This window comes from Pseudomonas sp. BN607 (assembly GCF_029871175.1).
In the GTDB taxonomy this organism is placed as follows: domain Bacteria; phylum Pseudomonadota; class Gammaproteobacteria; order Pseudomonadales; family Pseudomonadaceae; genus Aquipseudomonas.
In genome coordinates this window covers 26023-38882 of record NZ_SSOE01000064.1, presented here as the reverse complement: position 1 = coordinate 38882, position 12860 = coordinate 26023, and the positions used below count along the sequence as shown (strand labels likewise).

Genomic DNA, 12860 nt, shown 5'->3' with positions numbered 1-12860 from the left:
GAGAACCTACCGTGAAATTCGAAGGCATCTACACCCCGGCAATCACTCCGCTGGCTGCGGACGGCTCGATCGACAAGGCGGCGTTCGCCGAGGTCCTAGAATACCTGGTCGAATCGAAAATCCACGGCGTCATCATTGGTGGCTCCACCGGCGAGTACTACGCCCACACCACCCAGGAACGCATCGACCTGGCGGCCCAGGCCAAGGACGTGCTCAATGGCCGCCTGCCGCTGATCGTCGGTACCGGCGGCATCCGCACCGAAGACGCCGTGGCCTTCGCCCAGCACGCCAAGGAAATCAAGGCTGACGCGCTGCTGGTGGGCACCCCGCCGTACGCGCTGCCAACCCAGCAGGAAATCGCCCTGCACGTCAAAGCCGTCGACGCCGCCGCCGGCCTGCCGATCATGCTCTACAACTACCCAGGCCGCATGAGCGTGAGCATGGGCGAAGCGTTCTTCGACGCCGTTGCCGACGTGAAGAACATCGTTGCCATCAAGGAAAGCTCCGGTGACATGGCCCAGCTGCACCGCCTGGCCATCCACCGCCCGAACATTCAGCTGTCGTGTGGTTGGGACGACCAGGCCCTGGAATTCTTCGCCTGGGGCGCCAAGAGCTGGGTCTGCGCCGGCTCCAACTTCATCCCGCGCGAGCACGTGGCCCTGTACGAGGCCTGCGTGATCGAGAAGGACTTCGACAAAGGCCGCAAGATCATGGCCGCCATGATGCCGCTGATGGACTTCCTCGAAGGTGGCAAGTTCGTCCAGGCGATCAAGAACGGTGTGGCCCTCAACGGGCTGAAGACCGGCGGCGTGCGCAAGCCGCTGTACGACCTGGACGATGCCGAGAAGCAAGCGCTCAAGCGCGTGGTCACCGAACTGAAAGCCACCATCGCCCAGATCAAATAAGGAGGCCGCCAACATGGCTGATTTGCTGAGCAAGGAACAATACGCGGCCATCGCCGCCGACCTGCAACTGCGCACCAAGGCGTTCATCGACGGTGAATTCCGCGATGCCATCTCTGGCCGCACCTTCGTCACCAGCAACCCGGCTACCGGCAAGCAGCTGGCTGAGGTCGCCGCTTGCGACGTCAATGACGTGAACATCGCGGTGGCCGCGGCCAAGCGTGTGTTCGAAGCGGGCACCTGGTCGAAGATGCAGCCGAACGACCGCAAGCATGTGCTGCAGAAGTTCGCCCAACTGCTGGAAGACAACGCCCACGAGCTGGCAGTGCTGGAAGCGCTGGACAGCGGCAAGCCGGTCAGCGAGTGCCAGACCGTCGACGTGCCGGAAACCATCCACACCATCCGCTGGCACGCCGAGCTGATCGACAAGATCTACGACGCCACAGCGCCCACCGGCAACGCGGCCGTGACCATGGTGGTACGTGAAGCCATCGGTGTGGTCGGCCTGGTGCTGCCATGGAACTTCCCGCTGCTGATGCTGGCGTGGAAGATTGCCCCGTCCCTGGCCGCCGGTTGCTCGATCGTGGTCAAGCCGGCCAAGGAAACCACCCTCAGCGCCTTGCGCGTGGCCGAACTGGCCCACGAGGCCGGTATTCCTGCTGGGGTGTTCAACCTGGTGCCAGGCGGTGGCCGTGAAGTGGGCGAAGCCATCGGCCGCCACATGGACATCCCGATGGTCAGCTTTACCGGGTCCACCGACACCGGCCGCCTGTTCCTGAAATACGCTGCCGAGTCCAACCTCAAGCGCATCGTCCTGGAACTGGGTGGCAAGAACCCGGCCGTGGTCATGAACGACTGCGAAGACCTGGACGAAGTGGCCCAGTTCGTCACTGCCGGTGCGTTCTGGAACATGGGCGAAAACTGTTCTGCCTCGTCGCGCCTGATCGTCCACAAGGACGTCAAGGACGAGCTGCTGGGCCTGATCGCCAAGCACTTGAAGGACTGGAAACTCGGCGACCCGCTCGACCCGGACAACCGCCTGGGCGCCATGGTCAGCAAGTCGCACTTCGAAAAGGTGAAGTCGTACCTGGAATACGCTGCCGAGCAGAAACTCAGCATCGTTCAGGGTGGCGAAACCGAGGAAGGCGTCTTCGTGCAGCCGACCATCGTCGACAACGTTGGCCGTGACAACAAGCTGTTCGTCGAGGAAATCTTTGGCCCGGTGCTGAGCGTGACCAGCTTCGAGACCATCGACGAGGCGATCGAGCTGGCCAACGATACCGTCTATGGCCTGGCGGCTTCGGCCTACACCGGCAGCCTGCGCAATGCGCTGCGCCTGTCGCGTGAAATCCGCGCGGGCGTGGTGACGGTCAACTGCTTCGGCGAAGGTGATGTCACCACGCCGTTCGGTGGCTACAAGGAGTCAGGCTTCGGTGGGCGCGACAAGTCCATCTGGGCCCATGACCAATACACGGAGCTGAAGACCATCTGGATCAACGCTTCGTGATCTGAGCAAGACTGGTGCTGTTCTGACGGAGCTCAGCACCTGGCCGCTTTTGGGGTGGCTGTGCCGGCCATTAGGCCGGTCCAGGCACTGCAAAGGCGGCCTTTTATTTGAACCTGGGCCCCGAGCGGGTATTCAGCCCCTTGGCCATGCGGTCGTACAACACCACATTCACTGTCGCCGCCAGGTTCATGCAGCCCTCGGTGGGTATGTAGATGGTTTCTTCACACCACTCTCGCACTTCCTCGCTCAGCGTGCCGTCCTCAGGACCGAAGATGTAGATGGCCCGGTCCGGGTGGGTGTACTCCGGCAACGGCCGCGCACCTTCCACCAGCTCCACCGCCACGGGCGTGCAGCCCAGCGGGATGATGCGTTGCAGGTCATCGATGCCAATCAGCGGGATGTCGTAGTGCACGCGCTTGGTGTCGGTGACGAAGTCACGGGCGCGTTCATACCGTTTGCCGGTGTAGAACACCGAATTGACGCCATAGCAGCCCGCGGCGCGCATCACCGAGCCGACGTTTTCGGGTGACTTGGGGTTGAACAGGCCGATGCAGCTGTATCGTTTGTTTGCCACGTACCGGGGCCCTTCGCGAAAAAAGCGCGATTATACGGGCTGCCCGGTAGCAGCGGGGGGCGAATCGATGGTCAGTCTTTCTTCAACATGCCAGCCAGCCCGGCGAACGGGTTATGCGTAGCCTTGGCGATGCTCGGGGTGCTGGTGGAGCCTTCGCTGAAGTACTGCTGGTCGGTGTAGCGCGAGTGCTCGTTGTCGTGGCAGTACAGGCACAGCAGCTCCCAGTTGGAGCCGTCCTGCGGGTTGTTGTCGTGGTTGTGGTCCCGGTGGTGCACGGTCAGCTCGCTCAGGCGCTTGCCGGCGAACTCGCGGGCGCAACGGCCGCACACGTGCGGGTACATTCTGAGGGCCTTGTCGCGGTAGCCCATTTCCTTGTCGCGCTTGGCATCGGCGAGGATGCGGTCCAGGCGCGCGGTGGCAGCGGCGGAAGAGGTGGAGCTCATGGGTGTTTCCTTTGTTCTGATCAGGCAGATGACGGTTATGCCATTGAGTCTAGCGCGCTTGCAGGGCGGGCGGACAGGCGCAAGCCTGGATTTAGGCGTAGCCTGTAGGAAGGTTCCCGACAGGAGGTTGCTGATGTTGCACGCGATCCTCGCTGTGCTGTTGCTGGCCGGCCTGCCCATGGCCGAAGCCGCCAGCACGCCACCCCGGCTGAATACGCCGGTGCCCGGTGCGCCGGGTACGCCGACGCCCACGCCATACCCGCAGATAACCCCGAGTACGCCGCCCAAGGCTTATGACAGCCAGCCGGGTGCGCCCTTGTTGCCGCCGATGCCGGTGCCCGGCCCGCCGAAGGACCAGCCACTGCCCGGGTTGCGGCCGGAGCCGCCGAAGCCGGTTGTGGACGATGATTGACAGGCAGAAGCGGAGGGCGCTTGGGGCGCAACGCGCGCCCAGCTACCTCAAACGATCCCCAGCTCGCCAAACACGAATGCATATTCCAGCGCCACATCCTTCAACCCCTGGTAGCGCCCGCTCATCCCGCCATGCCCAGCCCCCATCTCGGTCTTGAGCAACAGCAGGTTGCTGTCGGTCTTGCGCGTACGCAACCGCGCCACCCACTTGGCCGCTTCCCAGTACTGCACGCGGCTGTCGTTGTAACCTGCCACCACCAGCATCGCCGGGTAGGCCTGGGCCTTCACGTTCTCGTACGGCGCATACGCCTTGATCCGCTCGTAGACCTCAGGGTCTTCAGGGTTGCCCCATTCGTCATACTCGGTCACGGTCAGCGGTAACTCGGGGTCGAGCATGGTATTGAGCACGTCGACGAATGGCACTTCGGCGATCGCGCAGCGGAACAGCTCGGGGCGCAGGTTGAGCACCGCACCGATCAGCAGGCCGCCGGCACTGCCGCCACTGATGGCCAACCGATCGGCTGCAGTCACCCCCTCGGCGATCAGGTGTTCGGCACAGGCGATGAAATCGCTGAAGGTGTTTTGCTTGTGCTCCTGCTTGCCGGCGCGGTACCAGGCCTCGCCCAGTTCGCCGCCGCCACGTACATGGGCAATGGCAAAGGCCACGCCGCGCTGTAGCAGGCTCAGGCGCGCATGCGAGAACCACGGGTCGAGGCTTTCGCCATAGGCGCCATAGCCATACAGGTAAAGCGGCACGGTCTGCCCCACGTCCTGGCGGCGGCGCACCAGGCTGATCGGCACCCGCGTGCCGTCGGTGGCAGTGGCCCACAGGCGCTCGCTGACATAGTCGTCGGCATCGAACGCACCCAGCACCGGGGTTTGCTTGAGCACCACCTGTGCCCCTGTTGCCAGCTCCAGCTGGCGTACCTGGGCCGGGCGGTTGAGGGCTTCGTAGCGCAAGCGCAGGCGTGTGCTGGCGAACTCCAGGCTGTCTTGAACGTACAGGCTGTAGGCGGCATCCGGCAGCTCGACGCGGTAGGCCGGCAGGCCCTGCGGGCGTACTTCGATGATCGGCAGGCCGCCTTCGCGCAGGCTCAGGGTCAGGGCGCCAGCGTTCAGGCTCAGCCCTTCGAGCATGATCGCGTCGCGGTGCGGCACCAGCACTTGCCATTGCCCGCGGCTTGGCACCGGCACAACCGGGGCGTGGTAAAGGGCGAAGTTGATGCCGTCCTGGTTGGTGCGGATGAACCAACGCCATTCGCCGTCAAGCTGGCCATGGTCGGGGAAATACTCGTGGCCTTCGACGCGCGGCGCCAGGCAGGTGAATGGCGCCTGTGGGGTTTCGGCGTCCAGTACCCAGGCTTCGCAGGTGGTCTTGCTGTTCAGCAGCAGCACCAGCTGGCGCTCGGAACTGGTGCGGTAGCAGTGCAGGAAGAACCGCCCGTCAGGCTCTTCGAACACGGTCTGTGCGCCTTCACTGCCCAAGGTATGGCGGCGCAGGCGCCATGGCCGATGGGTGTCGTCCAGCTCGGCGAAGAACAGCGTCTGGCTGTCATTGGCCCAGGTCAGGCTGCCGTCGCAGTCGTCGAAGGGCAGGGCGGTGACGTCGTCGCTGGCCAGGTCCTTGACGTACAGGGTGTAGATTTCGTCGCCGCTGGTGTCGAGGCTATAGGCCAGCAGGCGGTGGTCGGGACTGACGTTGAATGCACCGAGCGAGAGGAAACCGCCGTTCGCCAGGGCGTTGGGGTCTAGCAGCAGCTGCTCCTGGCTTTCATCGACGGTATTGGAACCGTCGGCCGGGCGCGGGCAGCGATAGTGGCGCGGATATTCGTCGCCAGCGGTGGTGCGGGTGTAGTACAGGTAGGGGCCCCACGGGGAGGGCAACGACAGGTCGGTTTCCTGGATGCGGCCCTTGATCTCTTCGAACAACTGCTCGCGCAGCGGCGCCTGGTCGGCCAGGCAGGCCTCCTGGTAGGCGTTTTCGGCCTGCAGGTAGGCGAGCACCTCGGGGGTGTCGCGCTGTTGCAGCCAGGCGTATGGGTCGGTACCTGAGTCGGCCTGGGCAATCGGGGGTAGGGGCTTGGTTGGCATTGAGGATCTCTTGTTGGGGCCGCCACAGGCAAACACTGCCTGCGCCCGGAAAAGTGTTTATCATAGGCAACTCTTTGCCTGGCTTGCACGAACACCATGATCGAGAACGACTACACCTTCGCTTGGGGCCTGTACGCAGTTGCAGCCCTGGGCTGCCTGCTGGTGGGCTTCAAACTCACCGGGTGGATGTGGCGCTGGCTGCGCGAACCGCTGCGGGTGCTGCTGGCGGTGCTGCTGCTGACCCCGACCATCGTCGACCCGGCCAAGGAAAGCTTCGCCCCGGCCATCGCCATCACCGCCCTGGATGTCGCCTTCAAGGTCGGCAACAATGCCTGGCGTGCGGTGTCCGACTTCGCCATGTACGGAATGATCGCCTTCGGCCTGTACTTTCTTTTCGTGCTGGCGCGCTGGCCGCTGGAAAAGCGCGCCCGCGAGCGCCGTGCCCAAGCCGAAGCCGCTGCCCAGCGCCAGGCGGCCGAAGACGACCAGCTCGCTGCCCAGGCGCCGCTGGCGGCCGAGCGCCGCGACCGTTACCGTGACGACCCACCGCCAGCCGCCCCGCGTGGCAATGGCCGGGTCGAGCCCCGTCTGTAAGCGGAGACACAGCCATGTGCGAACTGCTGGGCATGAGTGCCAACGTCCCCACCGACATCGTCTTCAGCTTCACCGGGCTGATGCAGCGTGGTGGTCGTACCGGCCCGCACCGTGACGGCTGGGGTATCGGCTTTTACGAAGGGCGTGGCCTGCGCTTGTTCCAGGACCCGGCCGCCAGCAGCGAGTCGGAAGTGGCCAACCTGGTGCAGCGCTACCCGATCAAGAGCGAAGTGGTGATCGGCCATATCCGCCAGGCCAACGTCGGCAAGGTGTGCCTGTCCAACACCCACCCGTTCGTGCGCGAAATGTGGGGCCGCAACTGGTGCTTTGCGCACAACGGCCAGTTGGGCGAGTTCAAGGGCCTGGCCAGTTTCTACCGGCCGGTGGGCGATACCGACAGCGAAGCGGCTTTCTGCGACCTGCTCAACCGCATCCGCAGCGCCTTCCCCGAGCCGGTCCCGGTGGAACAGCTGCTGCCGGTGCTGGTCGAAGCCTGTGCCGGCTACCGTGGCCAGGGTGTATTCAACTGCATGCTCAGCGATGGCGACTGGCTGTTCTGCTTCTGCTCCACCAAGTTGGTGCACATTACCCGCCGTGCGCCGTTTGGTGCAGCACGCTTGAAGGATGTCGACCTGATCGTCGATTTTCATACCGAAACGACCCCCAACGACGTGGTCACGGTGATCGCCACCGAGGCCCTGACCGAGAACGAGACCTGGCAGCGCTACGAGCCGGGTCAGTGGGCCCTGTGGCGGCACGGAGAGTGCACAGCGCACGGCCAGAGCTAAGGACGCTGCATGTTCAGAAGTTACCTGCGGTTGCTGCTGTTCACCTTCGGCCTGCTGGCCGGCATCCAGGTCCCGGGGCTGGTCAAGGACTACAGCCAGCGGGTCGAGGCGCACCTGTTCGAGTCGCGTGAAGCACTGGATGGCTTCAAACAGACTGCGGAGCGCTTCTTCAATGGCGACTTGCAAGCACTGTTGCGGCATTACCGCAGCAGTGACGACCCGGTGTTCAACAGTGATGCCAACAGCATCGAAAGCCTGATGATCCGCAACCAGCTGCTGGAAAACGAGTGGCAGGCGCTGCAAGGGCCCTGGGCCGAGCGTACCTGGCATGTGCTGGTGCAGGCTGACCCGCAGTTGCGTGAAGAAACCCTGAATGGCTACAGCTACCAGATTCTGCTGGTGCCCGAGGCAATTGGCTGGGGTGTTGGTGCTGGTTTTGTGCTGGCGTTTGTGGTCGAAAGCCTGTTGTTGGGGATTGGCTGGGTGATCCTTGGCGGGCGGCGCAGGGTGGTGAAAGAGAGCTGGCGCTAAGTTCTGCTGTACCTGTACCGGCCCTCTCGCGGGCAGGCCGCGAAAGGGCTGGTACAGGCAGAGCCTGTCGTTCAGACCAGTACGATACGCTGCCCACCCACATCCCGCGCATACCGCTCCAGCACCTGCCGGCACACCCCGACCACTTCATCCACCAGCGCCACCCCGGTCTGCCAGGCCACCACCAGTTCCAGGCTCGACGGCGGTTGCAGCCCTCCCAGCAATACCAGCTCGCCTCGGCTCAGCTCGGCATCCACCAGCGCCGGCGGCAATGCGCCAATGCCAAAGCCGTCACGCAGCAGCCGGGTAATCGCCGCCACCGAGTTCACGCAGTTCAGGCGTGGCGTCTCGGCGCCCGCAGCTTGCAGTAGGCTCAGCACCTCCTGGTGCGGCCGCGAGTTCTTCGAGAAGGTGATGATCCGCTCACGCCCAAGCTCGGCCAGCGAGGCGTAGTCGCGGTGCTGGTGCGAGCCGGCGGCCACCACCCAGCCCATCGGATAGCGCGCCAGGTCGAGGCTGCGGATCGACTGTTCGCGCAGCAGGTCGGTCTGCAGGATCACATCGAGAAAGCCCTTTTGCAGCTGCTCGCGCAGGTTCAGCGCGGTATCGGCGACCAGCTCGATTTCCACCTGCGGGTAGCGTTCGGTCAGCTCGGCCACCAGCGCGTTCATCCAGGTGTGGATCACCGTGTCCATCACCCCGATGCGAATGCGCCCGACCTTGGCGCGGTCGCTGCCCAGCGATTGCTTCATGGCCTCGGCGGTTTCCAGCATGCGCTCGGCATATTCCAGCACCTTGCCGCCTTCCGGGGTCAGGCTGACGCCACGAGAGTCGCGCAGCAGCAGCTTTACCCCCAGGTCGGCCTCGAGCGCCGCAATGCGGCTGGAGACCGAGGCCTGGGTGGTGAACAGCTTTTCCGCAGTCAGGCGGAAGCTCTTGAGGCGGGCGACCCAGACAAAGGTTTCGAGGAAGCGAAGGTTCATGATCAGTTTTTCTTGTTCCAGACCGGCGATTTTTCTCGTTGGACGCAGGCGTCGCAGCCTCTGAACATGGCGCTCAGGCCGCGACGTTTCAGGTCGCCCATAAAACAATACCAACAAGCCGAGGCAAGCATGAACCCCACCGGCGTGCAGCAGGTCAGTTCCCCCTCTTCGTCCGGGCCTTTCGCCTGGTATCGCGACATCGACTCACAGCAACGGCGCACCTTCTGGAGCTGCAAGATCGGCTATGGCCTGGACGGCATGGACACGCAAATGCTCAGCTTCGTCATTCCCACGCTGATCATGCTGTGGGGCATCACCACCACCGAAGCCGGGCTGATCCACACCAGCACACTGATCGCCTCGGCCGTGGGTGGCTGGATCGCGGGCATCCTTTCCGACCGCATCGGCCGAGTGCGTACCCTGCAGCTGACGGTGCTGTGGTTTGCCTTTTTCACCTTCCTCTGCGGTTTTGCCCAGAACTACGAGCAGTTGCTGATCGCCCGCACCCTGATGGGCTTCGGCTTTGGTGGCGAATGGACTGCAGGCGCAGTGCTGATCGGCGAAGTGATCCGCGCCCAGGACCGTGGCAAGGCGGTGGGCATGGTGCAGTCCGGCTGGGCCATCGGCTGGGGGCTCACCGCCATCCTCTATGCGCTGCTGTTCTCCTGGCTGCCGCCAGAGCAGGCCTGGCGTGCGCTGTTCCTGCTGGGGCTGGTGCCGGCGATCTTCGTGATCTTTGTCCGCCGCCTGGTCAAGGACCCGGAGGTTTATCGCAAGGCCAAGGCAGCGGAAGCCGCCGAGGCGCCGTCGCACTTCTACGAAATCTTTGCCCCGGGGATGCTCTGGACCACTGTGCGCGCGTCGCTGCTGACCACCGGTGCGCTGGGCGGATACTACGCCATCACCTCGTGGCTGCCGACCTTCCTCAAGCAAGAGCGCGGCCTGAGTGTGCTGGGTACCGGTGGCTACCTGGCCATGGTGATCGTCGGCTCGTATGTGGGTTATGTGGTCAGCGCGTACCTGTCCGATCTGCTGGGGCGCAAGAAAAACTTCATTCTGTTTGCCGTGGGCTCGTTCGTGATCGTGTTGCTGTACACGCAAATGCCGGTCAGCGACGGGGTGATGCTGTGGCTGGGCTTCCCGCTGGGCTTCTTTGCCTCGGGCATCTTCAGTGGCATGGGCGCGTTCCTCACCGAACTGTTCCCCACGCGCATCCGCGGTTCAGGGCAGGGCTTTTGCTACAACATCGGCAAGGTCATTGCGGCGCTGTTCCCGCTGCTTATCGGCGTGCTCGGCCAGAAGGTGCCGCTGGGCATGGGCATAGGGGTGTTTTCTGCCGTGTCCTATGGCGTGGTGATCGTGGCGGCATTGAGCCTGCCGGAAACACGCGGCAAACAGCTGCAGGCAAGGTAAGGTAGGCATATGCACAACAACAACGGAGGCCGTGTGGTGGAACGCCTGCTACTCAATTGCGACATGGGCGAGAGTTTCGGCAGCTGGCGCATGGGCCTGGATGCCGAGGTCATGCCGTACATCGATTGCGCCAACATCGCTTGCGGATACCATGCTGGCGACCCCGGTATCATGCGCCGCACCGTGGCCCTGGCGCTGGAGCACGGGGTAACCGTCGGTGCCCACCCGGCCTACCCGGACCTGGTCGGCTTTGGCCGCCGCTCCATGGCCTGCAGCGCCGAGGAAATCCGCGACCTGCTGCACTACCAGATCGGTGCGCTGGACGGCATCTGCAAAGTGCTGGGTACTCGCGTGGCTTACGTGAAGCCCCATGGCGCGCTGTACAACGACATGATGGCCGACCCGCTGAAGCTGCGTACTGTGCTGGAGGCGGTGGCGGCCTACGACAGCAACCTGCCGCTGATGTTGATGGCCACGGCTGACAACCGCGCCGCCCAGTCCCTGGGCGATGAAATCGGCGTGCCGCTGTGGTTCGAAGCGTTCGCCGACCGCGCCTATACCGCCAGTGGCCACCTGGTGTCGCGGCGCTTGCCGGGCGCGGTGCACCACGACCCTGCGCTGGTGGTAGATCAGGCCGTGCGCCTGGCCCGCGGCGACACGTTGGTGGCGGATGATGGCAGCGCCTTGAAGCTGGCCGCCAGCACCCTGTGCGTGCACGGCGACAACGACAGTTCGGTGGCGGCGGTGCGGCAGATTCGCGAAGCCCTCGATGCTATGGCGTCGCGATGAGCTTGCGCATCGAAGTCGTCGCCGTCGACAGCCTGATGGTGCGCCTGTTTGAACGTATCGACGAGGCCAACATGCCGTGGATCCTCGCGGCCAGCCAGCGCTTGCGGGCGGCGTTTGGCAAGCACCTGCTCGATCTGGTGCCGTCCTACACCACGCTGATGGTGCAGTTCGACCTGCCGCCGGGCGAGGCGAGGGGGCTGATAAACCATGCACTGGACGCGCTGCAGCCAGACGCCGGCAGAGGTGGCCGCCGCCACGAAATCCCGGTGTGGTATGACCCCAGCGTCGGCCCGGAACTGCCAGTACTCGCAGCCCGCAGCGGGTTGAGCGAGGCCCAGGTGGTCCGCTTGCACAGCGAGCGCGAGTACCCGGTTTTTGCCTTGGGCTTCGCCCCCGGTTTCGGTTTCATGGGCCTGGTCGATGAGCGCCTGGCCAGCCCGCGCCTGAGCACGCCGCGCAAACGGGTGGCGGCGGGCAGCGTCGGAATTGCCGAGCGGCAGACGGCGGCTTACCCGGCGGTGTCGCCGGGTGGCTGGAACCTGATCGGGCGTACTCCGGTGCGGTTGTTCGACCGTGAGCGTGAAGGCTATAGCTTGTTGCAACCCGGTGACCGAGTGCGCTTCGTGGCGATTTCGCGCAGCGAATTCCTGGCCTTGGGCGGTGATGCGGAGGCGCAGGGATGAAGCTATTGAAGATCGAGGCCAGTACGCCGCTGTGCCAGTTGCAAGATGCCGGGCGCTTCGGCGTACGCCACCTGGGCGTGACCCAGGGCGGGGCGCTGGACTGGGTGGCGATGCACTGGGCCAACTGGCTGTTGGGCAACACCCTGGGCGCGCCAGTGGTCGAGGTGGCGCTGGGGGGGCTCAGCGTAGTGGCGGAGCAGGATTGCGTGCTGGCACTGGCCGGTGCCGACCTGGATGCGCAGGTCGATGATAAGCCGCTGACGCCTTGGCGCAGTTTTGCCTTGGGCAAAGGGCAGCGGTTGACCTTTAAGCAGCCGAAAGTGGGTGTGCGGGCGTATCTGGCGGCACCTGGCGGGTTCGTGGGCCAGGATGTGTTGGGTAGCTGCGCCACGGTGGTGCGGGAAGAACTGGGTGGTATCGATGGCCAGGGGACTGCGCTCGCTAAAGGCCAGATACTGGCCTTCGCCGGTACTGCGGCAAACCTGCGTGAGGTGCCGGAAGCGTTGCGCCCGCGCCATGAGCAGCAGCCTGTGCTTGACCTGGTGATGGGCGCGCAGATGGGTGATTTCAGTGGTACCAGCCTGTTCGACGCGTTCAACCGTGAGTGGACCCTGGACAGTCGCGCCGACCGTATGGGCATCCGTTTGTTGGGGCCGCAGCTGGTCTACCAGGGCGCACCGATGATTTCCGAAGGCATCCCGCTGGGGGCCGTACAGGTGCCGCCGGACGGGCAGCCGATCGTGTTGCTCAATGACCGGCAGACCATTGGCGGCTACCCGCGGCTGGGCGCGCTCACGCCGCTTGCGCTGGCGCAACTGGCGCAATGCATGCCGGGTGCGGTGGTGCGGTTCAGGGCCGTGGTGCAGGACGAGGCCTGGCGCGAGCAGCAGGTATATCTGGAACGTTGGCGGTGACGCTGCCGGCCTCTTCGCGGGTAAACCCGCTCCCACAGGGAATAGCTCAATCCTGAGGCCTGCGCCGTACCTGTGGGAGCGGGTTTACCCGCGAAAGGGCCGGCACAGGCAACTTCACTTGGACAGTTACCGCATCCCTTCCTCCCACAGGGAATAGCTCAATCCTGAGGCCTACGCCGTACCTGTGGGAGCGGGTTTACCCGCGAAAGGGCCGGCACAGGCAATATCACTTGGACA

The 12860-nt window shown here is 64.4% G+C and carries 14 protein-coding genes; 10 read left to right on the top strand and 4 right to left on the bottom strand.

The genetic code is table 11. The features are described 5' to 3' along the window. The first annotated feature begins 11 nt into the window (after nt 1–11). Nucleotides 12–905 carry a dihydrodipicolinate synthase family protein gene (locus tag E8E68_RS21140; protein ID WP_110743754.1) on the top strand — a complete coding sequence of 298 codons (894 nt, stop codon included), beginning with the start codon at nt 12–14 and terminating at the stop codon, nt 903–905. A gap of 13 nt (nt 906–918) precedes the next feature. Beyond that, nucleotides 919–2409: an aldehyde dehydrogenase gene (locus E8E68_RS21135; protein WP_266031602.1), complete on the top strand. Its 1491-nt coding sequence runs from the start codon at nt 919–921 to the stop codon at nt 2407–2409. A 103-nt stretch (nt 2410–2512) separates the two neighbouring features. Here E8E68_RS21135 and E8E68_RS21130 read toward each other — a convergent pair whose 3' ends face one another. Together E8E68_RS21130 and E8E68_RS21125 are read right to left on the bottom strand one after the other, a co-directional pair. Beyond that, nucleotides 2513–2983 carry an RNA methyltransferase gene (locus E8E68_RS21130; RefSeq protein WP_110743752.1) on the bottom strand — a complete coding sequence of 157 codons (471 nt, stop codon included), beginning with the start codon at nt 2981–2983 and terminating at the stop codon, nt 2513–2515. Nucleotides 2984–3054: 71 nt separating this feature from the next. Then, entirely contained in the window at nt 3055–3426 is a 372-nt protein-coding gene (locus tag E8E68_RS21125; protein WP_003254676.1) for a YajD family HNH nuclease, read from the bottom strand. A gap of 133 nt (nt 3427–3559) precedes the next feature. Between E8E68_RS21125 and E8E68_RS21120 the strand changes: the two genes are divergently transcribed. After that, nucleotides 3560–3838: a hypothetical protein gene (locus tag E8E68_RS21120; RefSeq protein WP_110743751.1), complete on the top strand. Its 279-nt coding sequence runs from the start codon at nt 3560–3562 to the stop codon at nt 3836–3838. A 47-nt stretch (nt 3839–3885) separates the two neighbouring features. On the opposite strand, the gene E8E68_RS21115 is transcribed toward E8E68_RS21120, so the two are convergent. Further along, nucleotides 3886–5928 (bottom strand): S9 family peptidase, encoded by a 2043-nt coding sequence (locus tag E8E68_RS21115; protein ID WP_280344419.1) that lies wholly within the window; start codon nt 5926–5928, stop codon nt 3886–3888. A gap of 96 nt (nt 5929–6024) precedes the next feature. Between E8E68_RS21115 and E8E68_RS21110 the strand changes: the two genes are divergently transcribed. Genes E8E68_RS21110 through E8E68_RS21100 form a run of 3 tightly spaced genes read left to right on the top strand, consistent with a single transcriptional unit; the run spans nt 6025 to nt 7841 of the window. Beyond that, nucleotides 6025–6522 carry an MFS transporter gene (locus E8E68_RS21110; protein WP_266031600.1) on the top strand — a complete coding sequence of 166 codons (498 nt, stop codon included), beginning with the start codon at nt 6025–6027 and terminating at the stop codon, nt 6520–6522. A gap of 14 nt (nt 6523–6536) precedes the next feature. Beyond that, on the top strand, nt 6537–7310 hold the full coding sequence (locus E8E68_RS21105; protein ID WP_266031598.1) for a class II glutamine amidotransferase: 774 nt from the start codon (nt 6537–6539) through the stop codon (nt 7308–7310). 9 nt (nt 7311–7319) lie between these two features. Then, nucleotides 7320–7841, top strand: coding sequence for a DUF2937 family protein (locus E8E68_RS21100; RefSeq protein ID WP_266031596.1), 522 nt, complete (start codon nt 7320–7322; stop codon nt 7839–7841). Nucleotides 7842–7912: 71 nt separating this feature from the next. On the opposite strand, the gene E8E68_RS21095 is transcribed toward E8E68_RS21100, so the two are convergent. After that, a complete protein-coding gene (locus E8E68_RS21095; RefSeq protein ID WP_266031594.1) occupies nt 7913–8824 on the bottom strand; it encodes a LysR family transcriptional regulator in 912 nt (303 codons plus the stop codon). Between the two features lie 144 nt (nt 8825–8968). Here E8E68_RS21095 and E8E68_RS21090 point away from each other — a divergent pair, with 144 nt between their 5' ends. Genes E8E68_RS21090 through E8E68_RS21075 form a run of 4 tightly spaced genes read left to right on the top strand, consistent with a single transcriptional unit; the run spans nt 8969 to nt 12623 of the window. Beyond that, complete coding sequence (locus tag E8E68_RS21090) at nt 8969–10237, top strand: MFS transporter (RefSeq protein WP_280344622.1); 1269 nt, start codon at nt 8969–8971, stop codon at nt 10235–10237. A 9-nt stretch (nt 10238–10246) separates the two neighbouring features. Beyond that, nucleotides 10247–11026, top strand: a complete 780-nt coding sequence (locus E8E68_RS21085) for a 5-oxoprolinase subunit PxpA (RefSeq protein WP_280344414.1) — start codon at nt 10247–10249, stop codon at nt 11024–11026. Next, nucleotides 11023–11709: a 5-oxoprolinase subunit PxpB gene (gene pxpB / locus E8E68_RS21080; RefSeq protein WP_280344411.1), complete on the top strand. Its 687-nt coding sequence runs from the start codon at nt 11023–11025 to the stop codon at nt 11707–11709. The genes E8E68_RS21085 and pxpB overlap by 4 nt, the downstream gene beginning before the upstream one ends. Further along, nucleotides 11706–12623, top strand: a complete 918-nt coding sequence (locus E8E68_RS21075; protein ID WP_280344408.1) for a biotin-dependent carboxyltransferase family protein — start codon at nt 11706–11708, stop codon at nt 12621–12623. Before pxpB ends, E8E68_RS21075 begins: the two co-directional genes overlap by 4 nt. The last annotated feature ends 237 nt before the right edge of the window (nt 12624–12860 follow it).

Bases quoted from the DNA above. Each gene is read 5' to 3' on its own strand.
- E8E68_RS21100 (WP_266031596.1), top strand. From the start codon at position 7,320: ATGTTCAGAAGTTACCTGCGGTTGCTGCTGTTCACCTTCGGCCTGCTG.
- E8E68_RS21115 (WP_280344419.1), bottom strand. From the start codon at position 5,928: ATGCCAACCAAGCCCCTACCCCCGATTGCCCAGGCCGACTCAGGTACC.
- E8E68_RS21085 (WP_280344414.1), top strand. From the start codon at position 10,247: ATGCACAACAACAACGGAGGCCGTGTGGTGGAACGCCTGCTACTCAAT.
- E8E68_RS21095 (WP_266031594.1), bottom strand. From the start codon at position 8,824: ATGAACCTTCGCTTCCTCGAAACCTTTGTCTGGGTCGCCCGCCTCAAG.
- E8E68_RS21125 (WP_003254676.1), bottom strand. From the start codon at position 3,426: ATGAGCTCCACCTCTTCCGCCGCTGCCACCGCGCGCCTGGACCGCATC.
- E8E68_RS21120 (WP_110743751.1), top strand. From the start codon at position 3,560: ATGTTGCACGCGATCCTCGCTGTGCTGTTGCTGGCCGGCCTGCCCATG.
- E8E68_RS21135 (WP_266031602.1), top strand. From the start codon at position 919: ATGGCTGATTTGCTGAGCAAGGAACAATACGCGGCCATCGCCGCCGAC.
- E8E68_RS21105 (WP_266031598.1), top strand. From the start codon at position 6,537: ATGTGCGAACTGCTGGGCATGAGTGCCAACGTCCCCACCGACATCGTC.
- pxpB (WP_280344411.1), top strand. From the start codon at position 11,023: ATGAGCTTGCGCATCGAAGTCGTCGCCGTCGACAGCCTGATGGTGCGC.
- E8E68_RS21110 (WP_266031600.1), top strand. From the start codon at position 6,025: ATGATCGAGAACGACTACACCTTCGCTTGGGGCCTGTACGCAGTTGCA.
- E8E68_RS21075 (WP_280344408.1), top strand. From the start codon at position 11,706: ATGAAGCTATTGAAGATCGAGGCCAGTACGCCGCTGTGCCAGTTGCAA.